This window comes from Acinetobacter sp. MB5 (assembly GCF_003261585.1).
Classification (GTDB): domain Bacteria; phylum Pseudomonadota; class Gammaproteobacteria; order Pseudomonadales; family Moraxellaceae; genus Acinetobacter.
This window is the reverse complement of the sequence record NZ_POVU01000002.1, coordinates 157,943-182,309: the sequence shown is the minus strand read 5'-3', so window position 1 is coordinate 182,309 and position 24,367 is coordinate 157,943. Positions and strand designations below refer to the sequence as shown.

General features: G+C 43.0%; 18 protein-coding genes. 7 read left to right on the top strand and 11 right to left on the bottom strand.

Annotated features, from left to right (window positions below; all coding sequences use genetic code 11):
* The first annotated feature begins 266 nt into the window (after positions 1-266).
* The gene (locus tag C1A47_RS03500; RefSeq protein ID WP_111892481.1) at positions 267-3,209 is read left to right on the top strand and encodes an FAD-binding and (Fe-S)-binding domain-containing protein; all 2,943 of its coding nucleotides are present in this window, start codon (positions 267-269) and stop codon (positions 3,207-3,209) included.
* A 427-nt stretch (positions 3,210-3,636) separates the two neighbouring features.
* On the opposite strand, the gene C1A47_RS03490 is transcribed toward C1A47_RS03500, so the two are convergent.
* The 4 genes from C1A47_RS03490 to C1A47_RS03475 all read right to left on the bottom strand — a co-directional run bounded on the left by C1A47_RS03490 (position 3,637) and on the right by C1A47_RS03475 (position 6,001).
* Positions 3,637-4,095 (bottom strand): hypothetical protein, encoded by a 459-nt coding sequence (locus C1A47_RS03490; RefSeq protein WP_111892477.1) that lies wholly within the window; start codon positions 4,093-4,095, stop codon positions 3,637-3,639.
* A gap of 131 nt (positions 4,096-4,226) precedes the next feature.
* On the bottom strand, positions 4,227-4,673 hold the full coding sequence (locus C1A47_RS03485) for a hypothetical protein (RefSeq protein ID WP_111892475.1): 447 nt from the start codon (positions 4,671-4,673) through the stop codon (positions 4,227-4,229).
* Positions 4,674-4,717: 44 nt separating this feature from the next.
* The gene (locus tag C1A47_RS03480) at positions 4,718-5,170 is read right to left on the bottom strand and encodes a hypothetical protein (RefSeq protein WP_111892473.1); all 453 of its coding nucleotides are present in this window, start codon (positions 5,168-5,170) and stop codon (positions 4,718-4,720) included.
* A 186-nt stretch (positions 5,171-5,356) separates the two neighbouring features.
* Complete coding sequence (locus C1A47_RS03475; RefSeq protein ID WP_111892471.1) at positions 5,357-6,001, bottom strand: alanyl-tRNA editing protein; 645 nt, start codon at positions 5,999-6,001, stop codon at positions 5,357-5,359.
* Positions 6,002-6,088: 87 nt separating this feature from the next.
* Here C1A47_RS03475 and C1A47_RS03470 point away from each other — a divergent pair, with 87 nt between their 5' ends.
* Together C1A47_RS03470 and C1A47_RS03465 are read left to right on the top strand one after the other, a co-directional pair.
* On the top strand, positions 6,089-7,042 hold the full coding sequence (locus tag C1A47_RS03470; protein ID WP_111892469.1) for a LysR family transcriptional regulator: 954 nt from the start codon (positions 6,089-6,091) through the stop codon (positions 7,040-7,042).
* Between the two features lie 113 nt (positions 7,043-7,155).
* Positions 7,156-7,449 (top strand): hypothetical protein, encoded by a 294-nt coding sequence (locus C1A47_RS03465; RefSeq protein ID WP_111892467.1) that lies wholly within the window; start codon positions 7,156-7,158, stop codon positions 7,447-7,449.
* 7 nt (positions 7,450-7,456) lie between these two features.
* Here the strand turns inward: C1A47_RS03465 and C1A47_RS03460 are convergent, their stop codons facing one another.
* From C1A47_RS03460 to C1A47_RS03435, 6 genes are all read right to left on the bottom strand, one after another.
* Positions 7,457-8,752 carry an NAD(P)/FAD-dependent oxidoreductase gene (locus C1A47_RS03460; protein ID WP_111892465.1) on the bottom strand — a complete coding sequence of 432 codons (1,296 nt, stop codon included), beginning with the start codon at positions 8,750-8,752 and terminating at the stop codon, positions 7,457-7,459.
* An 85-nt stretch (positions 8,753-8,837) separates the two neighbouring features.
* Complete coding sequence (locus C1A47_RS03455) at positions 8,838-9,260, bottom strand: RidA family protein (protein WP_111892463.1); 423 nt, start codon at positions 9,258-9,260, stop codon at positions 8,838-8,840.
* 82 nt (positions 9,261-9,342) lie between these two features.
* Positions 9,343-10,482 carry a tyramine oxidase subunit B gene (locus C1A47_RS03450; RefSeq protein WP_111892461.1) on the bottom strand — a complete coding sequence of 380 codons (1,140 nt, stop codon included), beginning with the start codon at positions 10,480-10,482 and terminating at the stop codon, positions 9,343-9,345.
* 271 nt (positions 10,483-10,753) lie between these two features.
* Complete coding sequence (ttdB, locus tag C1A47_RS03445) at positions 10,754-11,362, bottom strand: L(+)-tartrate dehydratase subunit beta (RefSeq protein ID WP_111892459.1); 609 nt, start codon at positions 11,360-11,362, stop codon at positions 10,754-10,756.
* Positions 11,359-12,258, bottom strand: coding sequence for a L(+)-tartrate dehydratase subunit alpha (ttdA, locus tag C1A47_RS03440; protein ID WP_111892457.1), 900 nt, complete (start codon positions 12,256-12,258; stop codon positions 11,359-11,361). Before ttdA ends, ttdB begins: the two co-directional genes overlap by 4 nt.
* Before the next feature lie 34 nt (positions 12,259-12,292).
* Complete coding sequence (locus tag C1A47_RS03435) at positions 12,293-13,597, bottom strand: MFS transporter (protein WP_111892455.1); 1,305 nt, start codon at positions 13,595-13,597, stop codon at positions 12,293-12,295.
* A gap of 207 nt (positions 13,598-13,804) precedes the next feature.
* Between C1A47_RS03435 and C1A47_RS03430 the strand changes: the two genes are divergently transcribed.
* The gene (locus C1A47_RS03430) at positions 13,805-14,734 is read left to right on the top strand and encodes a LysR family transcriptional regulator (protein ID WP_111892453.1); all 930 of its coding nucleotides are present in this window, start codon (positions 13,805-13,807) and stop codon (positions 14,732-14,734) included.
* A gap of 100 nt (positions 14,735-14,834) precedes the next feature.
* Here the strand turns inward: C1A47_RS03430 and gabP are convergent, their stop codons facing one another.
* Positions 14,835-16,232, bottom strand: coding sequence for a GABA permease (gabP, locus tag C1A47_RS03425; protein WP_111892451.1), 1,398 nt, complete (start codon positions 16,230-16,232; stop codon positions 14,835-14,837).
* Positions 16,233-16,901: 669 nt separating this feature from the next.
* Between gabP and C1A47_RS03420 the strand changes: the two genes are divergently transcribed.
* Genes C1A47_RS03420 through C1A47_RS03410 form a run of 3 tightly spaced genes read left to right on the top strand, consistent with a single transcriptional unit; the run spans position 16,902 to position 24,367 of the window.
* Positions 16,902-18,086, top strand: coding sequence for an efflux RND transporter periplasmic adaptor subunit (locus C1A47_RS03420; RefSeq protein WP_111892449.1), 1,185 nt, complete (start codon positions 16,902-16,904; stop codon positions 18,084-18,086).
* Between the two features lie 3 nt (positions 18,087-18,089).
* Entirely contained in the window at positions 18,090-21,254 is a 3,165-nt protein-coding gene (locus C1A47_RS03415) for an efflux RND transporter permease subunit (RefSeq protein ID WP_111892447.1), read from the top strand.
* The gene (locus tag C1A47_RS03410; RefSeq protein WP_111892445.1) at positions 21,251-24,367 is read left to right on the top strand and encodes an efflux RND transporter permease subunit; all 3,117 of its coding nucleotides are present in this window, start codon (positions 21,251-21,253) and stop codon (positions 24,365-24,367) included. Before C1A47_RS03415 ends, C1A47_RS03410 begins: the two co-directional genes overlap by 4 nt.

The window sequence follows — 24,367 nt, the reverse complement described above, 5'->3', positions numbered from 1 at the left end:
CTCAATCATGTCTGAAGATCTTGTCCAGCCTGATGTTATTGAGATGAAAAACCCAATATTTGAGCAAAATAAGGAAATCTTTGAGGCAGCTTTAGGGTGTTCAGTGTATGATCCGATACCTTATTATGCCTTGTGACAGGATGAATCATTAAGCACCGCTTGAGTAGGTTGAAGAGAGACAATCTCTATCTTATTGCTGACTCAAACCATCATGAGTGATTCACCACAATCATTTTAATTTTAAGCCTGTTTATTAGACCCGAGTTATGACTAATCCAACACTGAATTCAGCCACTCAAGCCTTTATCCAACAGTTAGCACCAGTTTTTGAAGGTGATATTGATGGTTCAGATGCAGCCAGACAAGTGTTTTCAACCGATAATTCGATTTATCAGTTTATTCCACAAGTGGTGATTTATCCGAAACATATTCAGGACTTACAAAGCATTATGCATTTGGCAAGTCAGGATGAGTTTAAGTCATTGGTGATTACACCACGCGGGGGTGGTACAGGCACCAATGGTCAGTCATTGACCAATGGTATTGTGGTCGATCTGTCTCGACACATGAATAAAATTTTGGATATTGACCCAGTGCGCCGTACTGCAACCGTGCAGGCAGGTGTGGTCAAAGATCAGTTGAATGTCGAACTGAAAAAACATGGTCTATTTTTTGCGCCAGAGTTGTCAACGTCAAACCGCGCAACCATTGGCGGTATGATCAATACCGATGCCAGCGGGCAGGGCAGTTGTCGTTATGGTAAAACCCATCATCATGTTCTCGCATTAAAAACAGTACTGATTAATGCTGAAATTCTGGATTCAAAGCCGTTGAATCTACAAGAATTTAGCCAAGGCATTGCCGATAAATCTGAGTTTCAGAAAAAACTCTATCAGCAGCTTTTAGAGATCGTTGAAAATAATCAAGAACTGATTGAGCAGAGTTTTCCAAAATTAAACCGTTCGCTGACAGGTTATGATTTGCCTGCGCTGTATGACGAGCAAACTTTTAATATCAATAATATTTTATGTGGTAGTGAAGGAACACTGGGCTTTATTGCTGAAGCGACTGTCAGTGTTTTACCGATTCCGAAGCATCGTGCTTTAATTAATATTGGTTATGACAATTTCCAAAATGCATTAAAAGATGCCAAAGCTTTGATGGCACTTGATCCATTGTCGATTGAAACAGTTGACTCTAAAGTGTTGAACTTGGCTAAGAATGATATTGTCTGGCAGAAAGTTTCGCCGTATTTTCCTGAGCCTGAAGCACCTTATGTGATTCAAGGGATTAACTTGGTTGAGATTGATGCTGAAACGCCTGAAGCACTTGAAGCATTAAAACAGAAATTTATTCAGCATTTACAGCAGGATGAAAGTGTTAAACGTCTCAGTTTAACGCTCGCCAATGGCAACCAGCAAATCACCGATGTTTATAGTATGCGTAAACGTTCGGTGGGCTTGCTCGGTAATGTAACAGGTGAAAAACGCCCACAACCGTTTGTTGAAGATACGGCTGTGCCACCTGAACATTTGGCAGATTATATTGCTGAATTTAGAGCATTACTGGATGGTCAAGGTTTAGCTTACGGCATGTTCGGGCATGTCGATGCAGGTGTATTGCATGTGCGTCCACTGTTAGACATGAAAGATCCTGAATCTGCGAAAATGGTGCAGTTGATCAGCGACAAAATTGTTGAGTTAACCCATAAATATGGTGGTGTGATTTGGGGAGAACATGGTAAAGGCTTGCGTTCAGAGTATGCACCTGTGTTCTTTGGCAAGTCTTATCCATTGATTCAAAAAGTTAAAGGCTTGTTTGATCCAAATAACCAGCTCAACCCAGGGAAAATTTCAACACCAGACACGCAGCCACAAGCCAGTTTGATCAAATTGCTTGAAGTGCCGCTACGTGGTGAATCAGACAAGCAAATTGCTAAAAATGACTGGGAAAACTTTGGTACCACCATGCACTGTAATGGGAATGGTGCATGTTTTAACTTTGACCTAGATGATCCAATGTGCCCGTCGTACAAAGTGACCCGAGATCGGATTCACTCGCCAAAAGGTCGTGCAACCTTGGTGAAAGAATGGCTAAGACGTGAAAACCAAGGTGAACAAACTCAAGCCTTTGACCGTGAAGTTTACGATGCTTTACATGGTTGTTTGTCGTGTAAATCTTGTGCAGGGCAATGTCCTGTCAAGGTTGATATCCCAGACAGCAAAGCGCGCTTCTTGGAAAAATTCCATCAGCGCAATTCACGTTCTTTAAGAGACTATTTGATCAGTAACTTAGAACGTTTTATTCCAATGATGGCAAATTTTGCATCGTTGTATAACTTTGTGCAAAAACAAAAACTGGTGCAAAGCCTGCAACGTGATTTGCTCAAAGTCGTGGATATTCCATTGTTCCATCCACAAGCCAATGTTGATCTTTCTAAAATGGGAGCAATTCTGCTCAAGCAAGATTGCTCAAATCTGCCTCAAGCCTCGGAGCAGGCAGTGATTTTGGTGCAGGATGCATTTACCCGCTATTTCGATACGCCTGTGTTCTTGGACAGCATTGAATTGCTGAAAAAATTAGGGGTTCAAGTCTACATTTTGCCGTACTTCCCAAATGGTAAACCATTGCATGTGCATGGATTTATTCAAGAGTTTGAGGAACTACGTGCCAAGAGTAGTGGATTACTGAGTAAAGCAGCAGATTCAGGTTTAGCTTTGGTCGGTATCGACCCTGCAATGACACTGGTCTATCGTCAAGAATATCAGGTGCAATATCAACAGCCTGTTGCAGCAGCAAGCTTTAAAGTATTGATGTTGCAGGAATGGCTGGTTGCTCATTTGCAAAATTATCCTGTGCAAAATCTAAAGTCAGTTACAGCACAAACTTATTACTTGGCAGGGCATTGTACTGAACGCACCCAAGTTCCAGCATCAACAGCACAGTGGCAAAACGTGTTTAAAGCTTTTGATCTAAAACTTGAAACTTTGGCTTTGGGCTGCTGCGGTATGGCGGGTACTTATGGACATGAAGCTGAGCATCGTGAGCTTTCACAGCAAATCTACAGTCAGTCTTGGCAGGAGAAACAAAAGCAGCATGGTGCACAATTCTTGGTGACAGGTTATTCGTGCCGAACACAGATTAAACGAATTGAGCAAGAAACAGCAAAACATCCAGTTCAGGTTTTAAATGCAATGCTGTCTTCTTAATGTTGTAGATCAAGATCATCATATACATTGGTTTTAGTTATGGCTGATGTATATGATGGGCGTCTTAAGGGTTGATTCAATTTTTATTAGATTTAAGGAAATTTTCAATTAAGATGGTTAATCGATTTTTCGTTATTCTTTGATTATTTGTATACCATTCATTATTTGATTCTTTCCCGCTCAGTGAATCATCATTTTGTTTAGATAACCATTCAATAAAATCTTCAGGATTGTTAAAGTATTTGATAATCGATTCATGGTTTAGGTCAGGATCTCCATCGTGAAAAATGGGTATAAAATATCGCTTGATCATCATAAAAGAAACCCGTTCCACAGTATTCTTTATGCCTGTAAGCAATCATTTTGAATTTCTTTAGATAATGATATGTTTTTATTGAAAGATCATAGCCAAATAATAAGTTTATATTCATGTTATTTTCCTAGTTTTTACTCTGTGACATCGTTCAATAAATGAAGTTTCATCTTCATATTTAGCAGGAATGAGCCATTGATCTTGAATCCAGCAAAATCCCTGACTATTGACGGTTCTTGGTGCTCGATCACCATAACCTAGCAGTGAAATAGATAAAAAATAAGCATGGTGCATTTTTAAATATTTCTGAATATGAGCACCAAGAATGACTTGTTTAGGATTATTTAATAGCTGACTTGAATCTAGTATTAGATATTGTGGATATGCTTTATTTTCTAAATCTTGTATTTCATACATGTCTATGTTTATATTTTTAGGGAATATCTGAAAAATCAGATAATTATTGTTAATTTTGGATTTTATAGACACATTAGGCTGATGACATTGGATAAGAGTTAGAACAATCATTATCAAAATGACGCTATAACCAATCTGTCTTTTCTTTAATTTCATTGTGATTCAGAGTTTATCAATTGTTTGTATTTAATGATTTATTCGCTTAGATTTTTTAAAGAATGAATTTGATCAGTTGTAAATTTCTCATCAAATTTTAACCATTTAAATCTTTAGATTGGTTCGATTATTTAGGGATCAACGTAACGATGGCATCGCTCAATAAATACGCCTTCATCTTCAAGTGCAGAGGGCGTCAGCCATTTGTTTCCGACTTGACAAAATCCTAGGCTACGGATGGTGGTAGATGCATGGTCACCATAGCCGTCTATAACAGCAGATAAAAAATAAGCATGATGCATTTTCATCTGTTTCTGCATTTTAGGTGTAATACGAATCTCTGAAGGCACGATTTGATTATAGCCAGAGAAGTATACAGTCCGTTGAGGGTGTTGTTTATTCTCTAAGTCTTGAATTTGGTAATAACTAATCTCTTGATTTTCTGATGATAGAAAGATCAGTGTCTGATTGGATGTATTCGATTTTACATATAGATGAGGTTCGCTGCATTGGAAAAGCAGCAATAAAATAATCAATAAAATGGCTGTATAGCTAATAAAGCTGATGTTGAATCTCATTGGACTAGAACTCAAATTTTACTATTGTTAATACTTTTCAATTGTTATAAATCAGATGAACGATGGCACCGTTCAATAAACGAGGTTGCATCTTCTAAAGGAAATGTTTTTAGCCAAGATGTTTGAGTACGGCAGAAGCTTGGACTGTTGATCGTCACTGATGCCCGATCACCATAACCACTTAAAGAAACTGATAAAAAATAGGCATGTTGTTTTTGTAATTGTTTCTTGATCTGAGGTTCTATACGAATTTCTGTAGGTGATTTTGATAATTCACCAGACGCAAAAATAATACGTTGCGGAGAAGTTTTATCTTCTAAGTCTCGGATTGTATAGTTCGTGATGGTCTCATTGTGTCTAGAAAAATGAAAAACTAATCCATTTTCTTGTGTGATTGTCGGCTTGATGCGCAAATAAGGTTGGCTACATTGAAATAAAATCAATAATATAATCAAAAAAATGAGGGTATAGCCGATACGACTTGTGTTGAATTTCATTAATTTTGAGCTCAAATTTTATCAAGTGTTATATTTTATATTGTTTGAAGGATTATACATGGGTGAGTTGGATTTTAGAAAAATCAATGTTGTAATTTATAAGAAATTTTTAAAATAAAGTGGAGCAATGAATAACACGGGTATTCAAAACTCAAAATCCCTAAGCGTCTGTTAGGGATGATTCTTTTATGCAACTACTTTCTGCGTAACCGTATAATTGACGGTTAATTTTCCTTTTTTAAGTTGAACCTTTTCAATCTGAATCTGTTCAATTTCTGCTAAATTGCTGACGTGTGTGCCACCACAAGGAAAAGCAGGGAATTCACCAAAATTCACTTCACGAAAACCATCTGCATTTTGTTTTACAGTGGTGATGAGACCTGCTGACACATGCTCATTACACCATTTTTCCAGTTCTGGCAGTTCAATCGTTTGTGCCTGTTCGAGTGGGACAAACTGGACTTTTGCATCATCGACCCAGTGTTGTGCCTTAACTGGCCGCCAGCCTTTTTGTTGCAAGATATGCCCGATCAAATGACCAGCCGAATGCAGTCGACTATAGAGTTGACGTTTCTCTACATCGACACATGCTTGTGCCTGACCCAATGCAATCGCTTCCGCACAAGTATGCACAATTTCGCCATCTTGCAGCGCAACATGCGTCACTGCAACTTGGTTAATCGAACCAACATCACTCGGTTGTCCACCCCCTTGAGGATGAAAAGGTGTAGCTGACAGACGCACCTGATAGTTGCCATGGTCATCTGCTTCACAACTTAATACTTCAACGTAACCCTGAGTTGCTCCAGATAAGTACAATGCTTCAGTCATCTTCATCTCCAAGAAAAATCGAACTGGCATTGTATTATAGGCTTTGAATGTTGATAATTCGGTTTAAAACCAAATGACTTTTGCCTGATGAGCACAAATCAAAGCCTATATTTACTGCAAGAAATGGCGACTTTCGTTAAAGTCGTGGAAACAGGCAGCTTCTCGGAAACCGCGCGACAACTCGGAACAACACCTTCGGCGATTAGTCGGGCAATTTCACGTCTGGAAAAAGCCTTGGCGACACGTCTGTTACAGCGCACCACGCGTAAACTGCGTTTAAGCGAGAGTGGGGAGCAGGTTTATCTGCATTGCCAAGAAATGCTGAATGCCGCACAAGCAGTCATGCAAAGTTCTGGGCAGTTTGATGCCGAACCACAAGGCACGGTTCGTATGAGTGTGCCGAAAGCGGTCGGGCATTTTTTGCTGCATCCGTATATGCCTGAGTTTTTGCAGCGTTATCCCAAAATTAATATCGAAATGCTGCTTGAAGATCGCTATGTCGATTTGATTGATGATGACATTGATCTGGCAATTCGAATTACCAATCAACCACCACTGGGTTTGATGGGGCGAAAACTGATTGAGATTGATCATTTGATTTGTGCCACACCTGAATATTTACAGCAACATGGCACACCTCAACATCCACGCGATTTAAAACAGCATCAGTGTATTTATTTGGGTGAACAGCCCAGTGACTCTAAATGGAAATTTCAGCGCGGGCAGCAAACGGTCATCGTTGCAGTACAGGGGCGTTATGCTGCCAATCATACGGGGATTCGTCTAGATGCTGCTTTGCAGCATTTGGGAATTGCCAGTCTGCCGTATTTTGTGGCACGGCAAGCACTTGATCGTGGAGCATTACAACAGGTTTTAGCCGAGTGGCAGTTTAAAACTTACTATAGTGGGGCAGCATGGTTGCTGTATTCCACCACACGGCATGTTCCGCCAAAACTCAGTGTATTGATTCAGTTTTTGGCAGAAAAACTGTCACAAGAACCGACTTTATATCGTAAGAATCCAGCTTCGTTTGATGAATAGCAAAAGGAGAACTTTCTGAAAAATACTGTATAGATTATATAAAATTAAACTATTGATTTGTATAAAATGGAGTGATTCTAACTAATAAAAAGACATCATCGGGGAAATGAGATATGCGAAAATTATGTGCAGCTTTTTTGCTTTGTCTATCGAGTGCAGCGTTCGCGATAGAGGGAACAGATTCATTCTATGCACCATCGGGTGCGATTGTGCGTATTGGCGATACTCAAAGTGAATTTTTAAATAAAATGGAAGGTAGATTAACGCATCCCACACAGACCACCTTTCGGGATCGGCGTGGGCGGACACATTATGCTTTGGTTTATAGCTTTAAACTGGAAATGATGATTTACAAGGTCTTCATTTCAGGTGGGCAGATTGTGGAAATTCAGTCCGATTATTCTTAATCAAGACCTAGCTAAAACGCTCGAAACGATATGGGCTTGGGTCAATAATTGGGGAATGCCCAGAAATCAGGTCTGCTGCCAGTTGCCCTGCCGCAGGTGATGTACCAAAGCCATGACCAGAAAAACCTGTGGCAACATGCAGCCCAGGAATTTGTGTGACAGGGCCAATTACAGGGTTGGAATCTGGCGTGACATCAATGATACCTGCCCAAGCATCGTCGATTTCTGCATGCTTAAAAGCTGGCCAAGCTGTTGTTAAATTGTGCATCGCTTCACTGTTTAAAGCAGGATTGGCGTGGGGATCCATGGTGCGAATACGTTCAAACGGAGAAACACTTTGATTGTTCCAACGGCGAGATAGCGCCAAATCCTGAAAGAAATATTTACCCAGTGAAATGCGTAAGAAACTGCGCTGACCACGAAGCTGTGACATGTAGCGTGTGCCGATCAGCAGATGATCTAGGGTCAAAGGCGCATCTAGCGCACCACGTTGGGTAATAATAAATCCGCCATCTTTGTGTTTACGGAATGAAAAGTCAGGCGCACCGACTGCAATATCAGTTGGGCCTTGCATCGGTTTGGTTCGTAGTACTGAACAGATCAATGGCAGCGTTGGTAGAGTAATGCCGAGATTACCCAAGAAACGACGTGACCATAAACCACCCGCCAACAGCACTTGCTCACAAGCAATTTCACCTTTTTCTGTCATCACACCGCTGACTTTACCCGCTTGGGTCACTAAGCCACGAACGGCACAATTTTCGATAATGATTGCACCTTTTGCCATGGCTGCTTTGGCAATTGCACTAGAGGCTAAGGTTGGTTCAGCGCGACCATCGGACTGAGTAAAAATACCGCCTGCCCAGTTGCCCTGACCATGGGGCACCATCTGCTGGATTTCTTTGGCGCTGAGTAAACGTGAATCCAGTTCAAGGTGTTGTACTGACTTGAGCCAGTTTTCATGCATTGCCATTTGGGTTTCATTGCGTGCAATAAACATGATGCCCGCCTGACGATAGCCAACATCCGCCCCGACACGCTCAGGCATTTCTTTCCACAGTCGGTCAGAGGCTTGTGCCAGTGGAATATCATCTGCCAAGCGACTGGTTTTGCGTACCCAGCCCAAGTTGCGTGAAGATTGTTCACCTGCAATGCGTCCTTTTTCCAAGACCACCACAGGAATATTGCGTTCAGCCAAGGTCAGTGCCGCAGTTAAACCTACGATGCCGCCACCAATAATCACAACCGTGGTTGCAGATGGAAAATTTGCTGAAGTTTGCACAGGCATAATCGCTGGAGCCATCACTACATCCTTAACAGGTCAATATTCTGACCTTGAATCTGAAAACTAAACAATAAAAAAATAAAACAATCAATCAGATGTAGGCTTATAGCGCGACAGTCAGCTCTTCTACTTCGGCTTGTGCAGCACCGCGAAATGCAGTGACTTCCAGTTCCATTTTATAAACGGTAGAACCGAGTGGCGGGCAAGTCACCGTCGTGGCAGGGTTAATGCCACGGAATTTCTCACCGACAATTCCCATCACAGTTTCAGTATCAGCAGGGTCTTGGATAAAAACGCGCGAGAACACCACATCGGCAAGGCTTGAGTTCACCGCAGCCAACGCCTGTTCAACATTGGCAAAGACCTGCAAAGTTTGCTCAGTTAAATCTTCAGGAATTTCTTTGGTCTGAGGATTACGTCCTGCCGTATTTGATACAAATATCCAGTTATCTACCGAAACTAAACGCGAATAACTGGCTTTTTCTTCAAATTTTGAACCTGTTTTGAGTTTGACAATCTTGGTCATGGGATTACCTATTTTAAAAATATGGGAAGACAAAAAGATGCTTGGCGAGAAGGGCAAGGGCAGCATCTTCTCGCAAGAGGAATTAACGTAAAGTTGGGGTGTCCCAAAGGTTTAATTTGACACCAATGCCTTGTTCAACGGCATTGCGATACACCACAGTTGCCCATGCCACATCTTCAACTGGCATACCACCGACCGACATAATGATAATTTCGTCATCATTTTTACGTCCTCGAGCTTCACCGACAATCATCTTGCCGATATCTTCAAGCTGCTCATGCTGCATTTTGCCTTCAGCAATCATGTCCATGAAACGCACGCCAATGAGAGGAATAGTTTTGTGGGCAGGTTTCGGCACTTCTTCGTACCATGCTTCGTACATGCCAAGATTGTCGACCACTTTACGCACGTCAGCTTGTTCCATACCTTCATCAATATTACAGAGTGCAGGCATCGCAAGGAATGCACCTGCTTTAACCCATTCACGTTTCACGATTGGGTAAGTGTCTGGATCGCCCACTTCGCCTGAGTTGCAGTAACTGACGATGTCTGAATCACGTACCAAGGCTTCGATGCTGTCGACCACTTCAATGTTGGTAATTTGTGGATAGTTGGCTTTGACCCAATTCACAAATTCATTAATACTTTTTTGACCGCGACCTTTAATTTTGATGGTGTCGATTTGTGGGCACACGGCAATAAATGCCGCAACGGAAGTACGACCCATCACGCCAGGGCCAAGTAAACCAATCACTTTAGAATCTTTACGTGCCAAGTAACGTGCACCAACGCCCGGAATCGCACCTGTACGGTATGCTGAGAGCAAGTTGGCAGACATGTGTGCTAAAGGTGCACCCGTCACTACATCATTCAGAGTGAACATTAAAATTGAGCGGGGTAAGCCTTTTTGGCGGTTTTCGATGTTGGAGCAGTACCATTTCACCCCAGCCGTACCAAAACTGCCACCCAAGTAAGCAGGCATGGCCATTAAACGGCGGTCTGCAGTTGGTTTTGGCATGGTCGAAAAAGGCGAGTTTTCTGGGAATGTCACCATAGCACCATGTGAGTCGCTATTTGGACCTGCCATGCGATAATCGCCTTTGTACAATAGACCAAACATTTCCTCCATCGTGTCCACACAAGCAGGCATATTGGTTACCCCCGCTTGGATCATGTCCTGTTCGGAAAGATAAAGAAAATCAATTTTTGTGTCGTAGACCATGTCGCCTCACCTCTAAAACAAGTATTTGCGCTAAACCGTTGAATTCACCTCTGTGATTGCAAGATTTTTAAGACAAATACTTTGGCATCCTTTTGTATTAACAAGAATTATTAAAAATTTTGTTAATTTTCAAATACATTGTGAGATGTAATATAGGTGAAACATCGGCTGACGCCTATCGTTCGCGAGGATGATTTTTGGAGGGGATTAGGCGGCTAGAAAGAGCAAAGCGGTATCTGCTAAATGGGCAGCAGATACCGAGAAAAGCAGATTATTGAATAAAACCAAGCTGTTTACTGATTCTGTCCAAAACAGGTTTTTTCTTGGCTTGGAACACAGTTTTATTGTCCTGAATCAGGTTGTTACCATGGGTATCAATCGAAATGATCAGTGGGCCAAAGACTTTGACACGGTTAATCCATAAAGTTTCAGGCATGCCTAGATCTTGCCATTCAGCGCCTTCAATTTCTTCTACCAGTGTAGCAGCAAGTACCGCGCAACCCCCTGGGAAAATGGCATGTACAGCTTTATGTTCCTGACAGCCTGCGGCAGTTTCAGGCCCCATGCCACCCTTACCAACAATCAGTTTGACTCCAGTTTTGGCAATAAATTCGCGCTCGAATTTTTCCATACGCATACTGGTGGTTGGGCCAATGGAGACCATTTCAAAACGATCATCATCTATTTTACGGACAATTGGGCCAGCATGGAAAATTGCGCCACCTTCCAAGTTCACTGGCAGTTCACGCCCTTGTTCAATCAGACGACGATGGGCAACGTCACGGCAGGTGACCAAACGACCAGTTAGGTACACCACATCACCGACTTTAAGATCCGCTAAATCTTCATCACGAATTGGGGTTGTCAGGATTTTTTTCATAGTACAACTCCTTCATGTGACAGGATTTCATAAGACATGTCAGGGTTAATGCGGATTTTGCCACGACGGTGCGCCCAGCAACCTGTATTGACTGCCACCCCAATGGTGGATGGATGACGGGCAGAAGATTCAATATTGACGCCCATCACGCTATTGTTGCCTGTTAAGCCTTGTGGTCCAATGCCGATTTCATTGAGACCTTGTTCTAGTAACTCTTCCATAAGTGCAGCACGCGGGTTATCACTTTTTGAATCGACTGGACGCATGATTGCAAGTTTAGACAGACGAGCTGCTGTTTCCACCGAGGTTGATACGCCAACCCCAACCAAAAGTGGTGGGCAGGCATTCACACCGCGTTCCGTAATCACATCCATTACAAATTCAGCAACACCTTCATAGCCTTGTCCTGGCATCAGAACTTTGGCAGCACCCGGAAGAGTGCAACCGCCGCCTGCCATGTAGACATCAATGGTGCAGGTGTCGACTTCTGGAACAATACGCCAGTCCAACCACGGAATTTGAGTGCCTGTGTTGGTTCCTGTATTTTTTTCATCGAAGGTTTCGACGGCATTGTGGCGTAAAGGACCTTTGCGGGTGGCTTCAGCCGTCGCTTCCTGCAAAATTTCCTGTAATTCACCCAGTAATGGGAAATGTGCGCCTGCTTCTACAAAGTACTGAATCACGCCTGTGTCTTGGCAGCTTGGTCGATCCAGTTTGTCTGCGGCTTGTTGGTTGGCATCCATCGAGTCATAAATTGATTTGGCGAGCGGATTGGTTTCCAGTGTACGTAGCTCAATCAATTTTTTGTTGACATCTTTCGGTAAGCGTTTGCCAATATAGGCTGTGAATTTCGCCATAGTGTCCGTAAGGGACTGGATGGCCAGCTGTTTGTCCATGAGATACTCCTTTGACAAATCTAAAAATGGGTTGCTAGGCTTCGTTTGAAGCATTGTTGGCATGGGGCTTGGTTCTATGGGTGGCACTGAGAATCAGGGTCAGCACGGTTGAGAGAACCAGTAGACCTGCCACAAAATACAAACCACCATTGAAACTGCCTGTCTGATCTTTAATCCAGCCGATCATGGCAGGGCCTGCAAAGCCGCCGAGGTTACCAATTGAGTTGATGGTGGCGATGCCTGTGGCTGCGGCTGTTCCAGAAAGAAACATGGTTGGCATACTCCAAAGTGGTGGTTTGGAGCAGCTAATGCCGATATTGACAATACTGAGCGCAGCAATCAGACCAAGCGCGTTGTGGGTTTGGGTAGCAATCACTAACCCTGCAACCGCAATCAGGCAGGCAAGTGCAACATGCCATGTGCGTTCACCTGTACGATCCGAATGACGTGACCATAAAATCATGGCAATGACCGACAAAATTGGCGGAATGGCATTTAAGAAACCGACGGTCATTGCCGATACACCCAAGTCTTTAATTATTTGTGGTGCCCAAATCCCAAGGGTATATAGCCCTGCAGACGTTCCAAAATAGACACAGGCAAGCGCTAGAACTTTCGGGTTAGTTAACCCACGAATAATGCTGTGGTGTTGATGCGTTTGTTTTTGCTGATGCTCTTGCTGCATGGTCTGAATCAGCCAAGCTTTTTCATCGGCTGCAAGCCATGTGGCTTTTTCTGGGTGGTCAGTCATATAGAAGAACACCACCACACCTAAAATCAGTGCAGGAACGGCTTCAAGCAGGAACATCCACTGCCAACCCGCTAAATTGAGAAGACCGTGCATTTCCAGTAAGGCAGCAGAGATCGGTGAACCAATCGCCGTTGCAATCGGGGCTGCTGCCATAAACAAGGCAATCACACCTGCGCGGTGACGTGCGGGAAACCAGTAGCTTAAATACAAAATAATGCCAGGGAAAAAGCCTGCTTCCGCAACACCAAGCAAAAAGCGCATGACATAAAAACTGGTGGTGCTATGCACAAAAGCCATACCGCCTGCAATTAGCCCCCATGTCAGCATGACGCGGGCAATCCAAAGACGAGCGCCGACTTTATGCAAAATAATGTTGGATGGCACTTCAAACAGGAAATAGCCTAAGAAGAAAATTCCTGCGCCAAAGCCAAGCACTGAGGAGCTAAAGCCAAGGTCTTGTTTCATGGTCAGTGCAGCAAAACCAAGATTGACGCGATCAATATACGCAATCAGATATAACAACATGATAAACGGTACAATTCTCCACGTAATTTTACGTAGCACTCGTTTCTCTAAATCCATATCCATGAGAAGAATTCTCCATTTTCCTAAAGATTACCAATCGATACTTCATGATCGAATTTGACGAATGGCTTCCTTGTACCAAGCCGCATTCCTCTGCGACTTTTATTGTTGTGATGAGTACAAGGAGGTAACCTGAAGCTATAGTAATGGCTTTGAAAAATAGAAAAATCGCGCTAAAGTTAAATCACTATTGCAAAAAACTGAATAATCATGAGTACGGATACAGAATTAGGTTTTTTTTGTTTACTAATAAAACAAGGAAGTTTGGTGGCAACAGCAAGGGAGCTGAACCTGACGCCGCCTGCAGTTTCACGACGTTTAACCCAGCTAGAACAGCGTTTGGGGGTGCGCCTGCTGAACAGGACAACGCGCCGTATCAGCCTGACTCATGAAGGTGAACTTTATTATGAAAATGCGCTACGGATTTTGAATGAAATAGATGAGATGGAGCGACTGGTTGCCAGTAGTCGTGTTGCACCGAAAGGTTTATTACGCGTGAATGCGCCTTTAGGTTTTGGTCGGTCTTATATTGCGCCAGCGATTAGCCAATTCGCTAAAATTTACCCTGATGTTGAAGTGCAATTACACCTGAGTGATCGTCCTGTGACATTGCCTGACGAAACATTTGATGTGGTGATTCGGTTTGGTGACCTGCCAGATTCACGGGTGATTGCCAAAAAACTGATTGCTCATCGACGCTTGCTGTGTGCTTCACCCATTTATCTAAAGAAAAATGGTGTGCCACAAGTTCCACATGATTTGACTCAGCACCAGTGTATTGTGCTTCGACAAAATGATACAGCCTATGGCAATTGGCGTTTAGGAAGTGAAGATCAGCTTGAGACAGTCAAAGTTCACGGTAAACTGAGTACTAATGATGGTGCCGTCGCACTCAACTGGGCATTGGAAGGGCATGGCATCTTAATGCGTGCGGAGTGGGATGTCGCAAAATATTTAAAAAGTGGTCGTTTGGTGCAAATTTTATCTCAATATCCAACAGCACCAGCAGATGTCTATGCAGTTTATTTAGATCGTTTACAATATCTTCCTAAGGTGGCGTGTTTTATTGATTACTTACATGGATATCTGGAAAACTGTATTGAGCAATTACGGTTTGAACATTTAAAAGAAGACAGATGAATTTGAAATAAAATTTTTATCAGTAATTCAACAAAATTTGTTGATAACGATAACAACAGTAAAAAACCCAGCATAAGCTGGGTTTTTTTAATCGGGAGATTTAGTTAGTTTCAGCTTGAGCAATACCTGCGTTTAGGTTTGCTTGACGACGTTTAGTCACAATCAGACCTGAAACCACCACAAAGATACATAAGATCCCTGTTGAGGTAATTTCATGCACGTGGTTTGGATCGAATGCCATAATGCCAAGTGCTGCAATAATAAATACGATCACTGCCCAAGTTAGGTATGGGAATAACCACATTTTCATTGTTAAAGGTTTGCCTTCGGCCATGAGTTTTTTACGCATTCTGAGCTGAGAGCAGGCGATGACCAAGTAAACCAAAAGTGCAATCGCGCCAGAGCTATCAAGTAAAAAGTTAAACACGGCTTTTGGCGCAGCATAGTTTGCAAACGTACATAAGAATGCAATTGCAGTTGACATTAATACTGCGTAAACAGGTGTTTGGCTCTTGTTGACTTGACGGGTAATTGCAGGTGCATCGCCACGTTTGCCTAGAGAGTACAACATACGTGAAGCGGTATAGAGTGCGGAGTTCAAGCAGCTGGTTACCGCAGTCAATACCACAATATCAACGATCAATTTCGCATGTGGAATATGTAGTACTTGTAAAACAGTTTGATATGAACCCATTTCCGCTAAACGAGGGTCATTCCAAGACACCAAGCTCACCACAATGAAAATAGAGACTAGGTAGAATAGACCAATACGCCAGATCACTGAGTTTGTCGCTTTAGTAATTTGACGCTCAGGATCTTTCGATTCACTTGCTGCAATGGTGACAATTTCAGAACCCATGAATGAGAACATGGTGGTCAGTAGTGCCGCAATGACAGTACCCCAGCCATTTGGCATAAATCCACCGTGATCCCACAAGTGTTTGACACCGTTGACTTCTGGAGCAGGTGAGAAACCAAAAATGGCGGCACAGCCCAATACAATGAAGACAATGATGGAACCCACTTTGATGGTAGCAAGCCAAAACTCAAATTCACCATAGTTTTTCACACTAAACAAGTTGGTGACAGTTAGCGCTGCTGTAATCAGGAATGAAAGGAGCCAAATTGGTGCACCTGGAATCCATGAGTTAATAATTGCTGCTGCTGCATTGGCTTCAAATGGAATGACCAGTACCCAGAACCACCAGTAAAGCCAGCCAATAGTAAAACCTGCCCATTTACCAATAGAGCGGTCAGCATAAGTTGAGAATGAACCGCTGTCAGGTTGAGACACCGCCATTTCAGCGAGCATACGCATCACTAAAACCACCAGTGTACCTGCCATGAGGTAGGAGAGAAGAACGGCTGGTCCCGCAGAAGCAATCGCGTGTCCAGAACCGACAAATAAACCTGCACCAATCGCACCAGCAATAGACAGCATGGTGACATGGCGGTTTTTTAATCCTTGAGAGAGAGTGGCTTGATTATTATGTGCCATGAGAGAAAAACCTACAAAAACGAAAAATATAATTACCGCCCCGTGGCTAATGCATAAAACATACCAGTTTGGGGGTAGCTATAAACGAAAGTTTGGTTTTTGATCTAGAAAGGAAAAGACAATTCGATATGAGGGGAGAGCAAACAGCATTCCATGTATAACCAAATCTGATTGATTTGGGTTTGCTAAAAAAGAATCCCGGATAAGAATACTTCCTTGTTTCAATCAACACCAATCCTTGGCGTTTGCTGACACTGGGGATCACCCAGTGAAATAGCAGACATCAATAAACCACAACTGAAAAGACAATTCAAGATATCAATTTCAAAAAAATGAAAATGAAAAGATAAAATTTTGTCAATAATTGTCAGTTATTCATGTGAAATTTGATGAAACTCGGCAGAGTATTGTCGTAAATCGAAAATTATTCTACATCGTTGATTCATATTTCTAGTGCATAGTCGCATCGTGTAAATAATTGTTATGTATGTTTTTGAAGCATACAAATGAGATATGATCTTATTTAAACATATTTGATATTTTATTAAGGCAGCTGGCCGATTTTGATGAAATACAATGTGCTTATATTCCATTGCAAATCCATAAAACAGTACGATCTGCTTTAACCTCTTTAGTGCCACTAATTTTTAAATTTAAGCTGAGTGTCATATGCAACGCAAAAAACTCTTGATATTGGTCTGCCTGTCAGTACTGGTGATTGGTACAGTCGCCTATTTTGTCAAAAATAAAAGCAGTCAGAAACGAAATGGCCCACCAGAGAGTGCGACTTCAGTACAAGTGGCAACTTCAGGTCAAACCAATGTTCCAGTGATTTTATCGGCACTCGGGACGGTAACAGCTAGCCAGACGGTTTCTGTGACCAGTCTGATTCAGGGGCATTTGCAAGAGGTATATTTTAAAGAAGGTCAGTACGTGAATAAAGGTGATCTGCTTGCAAAAGTAGATACTCGTGCTTATGAGGCGACTTTACAGCAATATCAAGGACAATTGGCTGAAAACCAAGCCCAGCTTGTCAATGCGAAATTGACTTTGGCACGTTACAAGCGCTTGTATGCGCAAGACTCAATTGCCAAACAAGATTTAGATACTCAAACTGCAACGACAGCACAATATGAAGGTGCGATCAAATCTGACCTTGGGCAGATTGCCTCAGCCAAACTCAACATCGAATATGGACGAATCGTAGCACCAATTTCAGGTTATATCGGGATTCGTAATGTTGACGTGGGTAACTTGGTGAGCACGGACTCAAGCACTGCAATTGCAACAATTACTCAAACCAAACCAATTGCTGTGGTGTTTAGCATTCCACAAACAAAGTTAGATGATGTGGTTCAACCGATTCGTAATGGTGGAAAACTGATCGTGAAAGCCTATGACCAGCAAGGTAAAACAGTGTTGGCTGAAGGTGAAGTTGGCGTGATTAGTAATGAAATTGACTCAACGACAGGAACAGTGAAACTAAAAGCCATTTTCAATAATGATGACAACAAACTTTTCCCGAATCAGTTCGTCAATATCAAACTGCAAACAGGCGAATTGAATAACGCAATTGTGGTACCAAGTGCTGCAGTGCAATCAGGTACAGCAGGACAATATGTCTTTGTGATTGACCAAAAATCGGTTGCGCATAAAGTCATGGTGAAAGTTGGCCCACAAACTGAAGATGGTAAAACAGCGATTCTTTCTGGCGTGAAAACAGGCGAAAAAGTCGTTACGGCAGGGGTGGATTCGTTAGGTAATGGCTCTAAAGTGAATATCGTGACTGCACAAAAAGTCGATACCAGCATTTTAGATAACGCTTCAAGCAAAGGCAGACATTTCCCTAGATAACTTATGAATCCATCTCGCATATTTATTGAAAGACCGATCGCCACAATGCTTATGATGATTGCGGTGATCTTAAGCGGTCTATTGGCATATCGCAGTTTATCGATTTCGGCTTTGCCTGAGGTCGATTATCCTGTGATTCAGGTGACAACACAGTTTCCAGGCGCAGGTCCAGAAGTCATGACCAGTGGTGTTACTGCACCACTGGAACGGCAGCTTGGGCAAATGGCAGGCTTGAACCAGATGTATTCCACCAGTTCGGGTGGGGCATCGGTCATTACCCTGAAATTTAATCTCGACACTTCTTTGGATGTTGCCGAGCAGGAAGTGCAAGCGGCAATTAACACTGCCGACTCTTTATTGCCAAGTGATCTACCAAACAAGCCTACCTATAAAAAAGTTAACCCAGCCGATACCCCAATTCTTACATTGGCTGCGACCTCAGATACCTTGCCGCTGACCAAAGTTCAAGATTTGATTAATACCCGTGTTGCACTTAAATTGTCGCAAATTTCAGGGGTGGGTTTGGTGAGCTTGGCGGGTGGACAACAACAGGCGGTTCGTATACGTGCCAACCCTGCTGCTTTAGCGAGTCATGGTTTAACATTAGCAGATGTCGATACGGTCATTAATAATGCCAATGTGAATGGTTCAAAAGGTGGTTTTGATGGGCCTGAGCGTTCAGTCACGATTGATGCCAATGACCAGTTACAAAGTGCAGATGAATACAGCAATCTGATCTTGAAATATGAAAATGGTCAGGCGCTATATTTACACGATGTTGCGACTGTTGAACAAGCCCCACAAGACGAGTATCAACAAGCGTGGGCAAATGGTAAACCTGCCATTATTATTAATATTCAGCGCCAACCAGGAACGAACGTCGTCTCGATTGTCGATAACATCAAAGCCAAGTTACCTGCAATCCAAGCCAGTTTGCCAGGTTCAGTAAAAATCACGACGTTGGCGGATCGTACCGATACCATTCGTGCTTCAATTTCAGATGTACAGTTTGAACTGATTTTAGCAATCGCCTTGGTAGTGATGGTGTCATTCCTGTTCTTACGGACATTTGCTACCACGTTGATTCCAAGTTTGGCCGTGCCTTTGTCGATTGTTGGGACATTTGGCGTGATGTATCTGGCAGGCTTCTCGATTAACAACCTGACCTTAATGGCACTGACCATTGCCACAGGTTTCGTAATTGATGATGCGATTGTGGTGGTGGAGAATATTCAGCGGCATATTGAAGAAGGTGAAAAACCGTTGATTGCCGCGCTGAAAGGCTCGCAAGAAATTGGTTTTACCATTATTTCCCTGACCATTTCCCTGATTGCAGTTCTGATTCCCTTGCTGTTTATGGGGGATGTCATTGGGCGTTTGTTCCGCGAGTTTTCTATCACACTCGCAGTGTCGATTTTGGTGTCCATGTTTGTGTCTTTGACCTTGACACCAATGCTCAGCGCATATTTGCTGAAAAATATCCCTGAAGAAAAGCACAATAGACTGGCACGAAGTTTCGGGCGAGGTTTTGACAAACTTTTGCATGGTTATGAAAAATGCCTGCTTTGGGTACTGGATCATCAGCCTTTAACCTTATGTGTCGCTGTCTTGTCACTGGCAGTGACGGCTGGCTTGTATCTCTGGATTCCTAAAGGTTTCTTCCCAGCTCAAGATACTGGCAAGATTCAAGGGATTACACTCGCATCGCAAGATGTATCTTATAGTGAAATGGTCAAACGCCAACAGGCTTTGGCTACGGCATTGCAAAAAGACCCTGCGGTAGATTCAATTGCTTCGATTGTCGGGGTGGATGCGACCAATAATACTGCTTTAAATATGGGGCGTTTGCAGATCAGCCTAAAAGACTTTGGTGAACGCGATAAAGCCGATGTCGTGATAGCACGTTTGAAAGAGCGTGCTGCGAAAATTGCGGACATTCAGCTTTATGCGATCAAGAGCCAAGACTTAAATGTCGATGATCAGGTCACACCAAGCCAGTACCAGTTGACGCTGGATACTCCAGATCAATCCGAACTGGAAAATTGGGTACCGCAATTTGTCGAGGCGATGAAAGATCGTCCTGAATTTAAGGATGTGAATAGCAACTTACAAAATCGCGCGAAAGTGGCCTATGTGCAAATTAACCGTGATGAAGCGAGTCGTTATGGTTTGACCGCCAGTGATATTGATACCGCTTTGTATAATGCATTTGGTCAACATCTGATTTCTACGATTTATACGCAAGCCAACCAATACCGTGTAGTTCTTGAAGTGCCGCCTGAGTACAAACAGGATTTGTCGGCTTTCTCTCATATTTATCTGAAAGCATCGACGGATTCGAGCAGCTCAACAAGCTCAAGTAGCACAACAACATCGACATCAACGACAAGCAGTTCAACCAGTTCCAGTACGACTGCAAGTAGCAGTATGGTACCGCTCAGTAACCTGATCACTGTGACTGAAAAAGAAGGTTACTTGACCTATGCACGTCGTGATCAGACTCCAGCAGCAACAGTGTCATTTAACCTTGCCGATGGTTATTCAATTGAACAGGCACGTCAGGCAATTGATGACATTAAGCAAAAAATCCAGATGCCAGATACAGTCAATCTCCAGTATCAAGGTTCACTCGAAGCATTTAGCTCATCGAGCCAAAATACCTTGTGGTTGATTCTTGCTGCTGTAATGACAATGTACATCGTTCTGGGTATTTTGTATGAAAGCTGGATTCACCCGATTACCGTACTTTCAACCTTACCATCGGCAGCGATTGGTGCATTGTTGGCACTTAAACTGACAGGCACAGAATTCACACTGATTGCATTGATCGGGATTATCTTGCTAATCGGGATTGTAAAGAAAAATGCCATCATGCTGATTGACTTTGCACTCGATGAACAGCGACAAGGAAAAAATGCCCACGATGCAATTTATCAGGCCTGTCTACTGCGTTTCCGCCCAATTTTGATGACGACCTGTGCGGCATTGCTTGGTGCTGTGCCGCTTATGTTGGCATCGGGTTCTGGCGCAGAACTACGTCAGCCACTCGGTTTGGTGATTGTCGGTGGTCTGATCTTTAGTCAATTACTGACTTTATTTACCACACCTGTGATTTATCTGGCTTTTGAAAAATTAGCGCATCGGAAAAAATCAGGGGCAACGTCATGAATGTGTCGAAAGTCTTTATTTTAAGACCGATTGCCACCATTTTGGTCAGTCTTGCACTGACCTTGTTGGGCATTCTGGCATTTCGCCTGTTGCCTGTAGCACCGTTACCGCAAATTGATACGCCAACCATTATGGTACAGGCAAGTCTTGCTGGAGCCAGCCCTGAAACCATGGCAGCAACTGTGGCGACACCACTTGAGCGTGCCATGGGTCAAATTGCAGGCATTACGGAAATGACGTCTTCGAGTAGTCAGGGCTCGACCAATGTCATTATTCAGTTTGATCTTAATCGCGATATTGATGGCGCAGCACGTGATGTACAGGCAGCGATTAATGCAGCGCGGAGTTTGCTTCCAAGCAGCATGAAAACCTTACCAACGTATCGTAAGGCAAACCCATCTGATGCACCGATTTTGATGTTGGCATTAACCTCTGACAACCTCAATCGTGGTCAGTTATATGACTTGGCTTCCAGTAAGCTCCAGCAGAAAATTGCACAGGTGCAGGGGGTCGGTCAGGTTTCCTTGCGTGGTGGTGCTTTACCTGCGGTGAGGGTAAGTCTTGATCCGAAGCAGCTCACCAGTTATGGCATTAGTTTAGATACGGTTCGTGCAGCCGTTGACAATGCAACCACCAATTCACCGCGTGGATTAATTAGTGGCAGTCACTATACATGGTGGATTGATGCCAATGGTCAGTTGACCAAAGCCAAAGACTATCAAGATTTGATTGTGGCTTATCGAAACGGTGCAGCAGTGCGTTTGCACGATATCGCGTCTGTGACCGATTCCGTTCAGGATATTTACTCGGCAGGTTATTTTAACAATCAGCAGTCAGTCTCTATTGCGGTCACTCGTCAAGCAGGGGCCAACATGCTGAAAACGATTGATGCGATTAAAGCTGAGATTCCTGTCCTAAATGAAATGTTGCCAAAAGGTACGCAAATCACTTTGGCCATTGACCGTTCATTAACCATTCGTGGTGCCTTACACGAAACTGAGAGAACTTTGATACTCGCTGTCTTGCTAGTGATTTCAGTGGTATTTTTCTTCTTGAGAAAAGGTCATGCATTACTGATTCCTGCGATTACGCTTCCGATTTCCATCATCAGTACATTTGCTGCAATGTATGCACTTGGTTATAGTCTCGATGCCTTGTCGATGATGGCCTTGATTGTAGCGACAGGTTTCGTGGTCGATGATGCGATTGTAGTTTTGGAAAATATCAGTCGACATATAGAAGATGGTATGACGCCGATGGATGCTGCCCTGAAGGGGAGTAAGGAAGTCGGTTTTACGGTTTTGTCGATGACCGCTTCATTGATTGCCGTGTTCATTCCATTGCTGTTAATGAGTGGTGTCTTGGGACGTTTGTTCCGAGAGTTTGCTGTCACTTTGTCGGTTTCATTGCTGATTTCCATGTTTGTGTCTTTAACGCTGACCCCAATGTTGTGTTCACGCTTGTTAAAGAAAGAAACTGGCAATGAAAAAGAAAACCGCTTTATGGCGGGAGTTGGCGTAGTTTTAAGTAAATTACACAATGGCTATGTAAAAAGTCTTTCGGTCATCATGCGCCATAAACGTCTGACGATGTTGACACTGTTGATCACTGTGGTGGGTAATGTGTACTTGTACAAAGTGGTACAAAAAGGCTTATTCCCAGATCAGGATAATGGCTTGTTAATGGGACAATTAAGAGCTGATCAGGCAACCAGCTTCCAGTCAATTGAGCCACAACTCAAAGCCATTAGCCAAAAATTACAGAAAGATAAAGACATTCAATATGTGATTGCATCGACAGGGAGTGGTGGTTTTGGTTCTCGAAATAGTGCTAATTTCTTTATCCGTTTGAAGGATGAGAGTGAACGTAAAGAATCAGCCATGCAAATTGCTAACCGCATTACCAAGCAAAATAGCAAAATGCCTGGAATGTCCTTGTTTCTAATGCCTGCACAAGACTTACGTGTCGGTGGACGTAGTGCCAATGCCACTTACCAGTACAGTGTACAAAGTGATAGTTTGGAAACTTTACGTGAATGGAGTCCTAAGGTCTATGCCACGTTGAAACAGTTACCTGAACTGACCAGTGTCGATAGTGATGCACAGTCAGGTGGTTCTGAAGTGAAAGTGGTAATCGACCGTGTTGCTGCGAAACGTTATGGTTTAAATGTCGAGGACATTGATACTTTCCTGAATAATGCGTTTAGTCAGCGTCAAATTGCGACGCAATATCAAATGCTGAACCAGTATTACACCATTATTGGGCTTAACAACAACTACACCCAAAACCCTGAAGTCTTGAAGCAATTGTATGTGTTGACCAGTGATAATCAGTCGATCCCAATCTCAGCTTTTGCCCATTTGGAATATACCACTGCACCATTGTCAGTCGCTCACCAAGGTCAAATGGCCACCACCACAATTGCCTTTAACTTGGCCGATGGTGTGTCATTAGAGCAGGCTAAAGCCGCAATTGATCAGGCGATGGTGAAAATTGGTATGCCAGATACAGTACATGGCAGTTTGGCAGGGACAGCACAAGTCTATGAAACACTGGTGAAACAAATGCCTTGGCTGATTTTTGCAGCATTGGCAACCATTTATATTTTGCTGGGGATGCTGTATGAAAGCTGGATTCATCCGATTACGATTTTATCGACCTTACCTTCGGCAGGTGTTGGAGCTTTGGTGCTGATGATGCTGACAGGGACACAGTTGACCGTCATTGCCTTGATTGGTATTTTGCTGCTGATCGGGATCGTGAAGAAAAATGCCATTTTGATGATTGATTTTGCCTTAACCGCAGAAAAAGAGCAGAACCTTTCGCCAGAACAAGCCATTATGAAGGCGTGTGACAAGCGTTTTCGTCCAATCCTTATGACTACATTGGCAGCATTTTTTGGTGCACTACCGTTAATTATTCAGACAGGTTCAAATGCAGCCTTGCATCGCCCACTCGGGATTGCCATTTGTGGCGGTTTGGTGTTTAGCCAGTTATTAACCTTGTATACAACGCCTGTGGTGTATGTGTATTTAGATCGTTTTGGTTCATGGGTGAAGTCATTTTGGAAACGTCCAAATTCATCGCATGTTCCCCTAAATGATGAGCATTGA

Bases quoted from the DNA above. Each gene is read 5' to 3' on its own strand.
- C1A47_RS03435 (WP_111892455.1), bottom strand. From the start codon at position 13,597: ATGGATATGGATTTAGAGAAACGAGTGCTACGTAAAATTACGTGGAGA.
- gabP (WP_111892451.1), bottom strand. From the start codon at position 16,232: ATGGCACATAATAATCAAGCCACTCTCTCTCAAGGATTAAAAAACCGC.
- C1A47_RS03460 (WP_111892465.1), bottom strand. From the start codon at position 8,752: ATGGCTCCAGCGATTATGCCTGTGCAAACTTCAGCAAATTTTCCATCT.
- C1A47_RS03475 (WP_111892471.1), bottom strand. From the start codon at position 6,001: ATGACTGAAGCATTGTACTTATCTGGAGCAACTCAGGGTTACGTTGAA.
- C1A47_RS03480 (WP_111892473.1), bottom strand. From the start codon at position 5,170: ATGAAATTCAACACAAGTCGTATCGGCTATACCCTCATTTTTTTGATT.
- C1A47_RS03465 (WP_111892467.1), top strand. From the start codon at position 7,156: ATGCGAAAATTATGTGCAGCTTTTTTGCTTTGTCTATCGAGTGCAGCG.
- C1A47_RS03470 (WP_111892469.1), top strand. From the start codon at position 6,089: ATGAGCACAAATCAAAGCCTATATTTACTGCAAGAAATGGCGACTTTC.
- C1A47_RS03420 (WP_111892449.1), top strand. From the start codon at position 16,902: ATGCAACGCAAAAAACTCTTGATATTGGTCTGCCTGTCAGTACTGGTG.
- C1A47_RS03450 (WP_111892461.1), bottom strand. From the start codon at position 10,482: ATGGTCTACGACACAAAAATTGATTTTCTTTATCTTTCCGAACAGGAC.
- C1A47_RS03415 (WP_111892447.1), top strand. From the start codon at position 18,090: ATGAATCCATCTCGCATATTTATTGAAAGACCGATCGCCACAATGCTT.
- ttdA (WP_111892457.1), bottom strand. From the start codon at position 12,258: ATGGACAAACAGCTGGCCATCCAGTCCCTTACGGACACTATGGCGAAA.
- C1A47_RS03485 (WP_111892475.1), bottom strand. From the start codon at position 4,673: ATGAGATTCAACATCAGCTTTATTAGCTATACAGCCATTTTATTGATT.
- C1A47_RS03490 (WP_111892477.1), bottom strand. From the start codon at position 4,095: ATGAAATTAAAGAAAAGACAGATTGGTTATAGCGTCATTTTGATAATG.
- C1A47_RS03500 (WP_111892481.1), top strand. From the start codon at position 267: ATGACTAATCCAACACTGAATTCAGCCACTCAAGCCTTTATCCAACAG.
- ttdB (WP_111892459.1), bottom strand. From the start codon at position 11,362: ATGAAAAAAATCCTGACAACCCCAATTCGTGATGAAGATTTAGCGGAT.
- C1A47_RS03455 (WP_111892463.1), bottom strand. From the start codon at position 9,260: ATGACCAAGATTGTCAAACTCAAAACAGGTTCAAAATTTGAAGAAAAA.
- C1A47_RS03430 (WP_111892453.1), top strand. From the start codon at position 13,805: ATGAGTACGGATACAGAATTAGGTTTTTTTTGTTTACTAATAAAACAA.
- C1A47_RS03410 (WP_111892445.1), top strand. From the start codon at position 21,251: ATGAATGTGTCGAAAGTCTTTATTTTAAGACCGATTGCCACCATTTTG.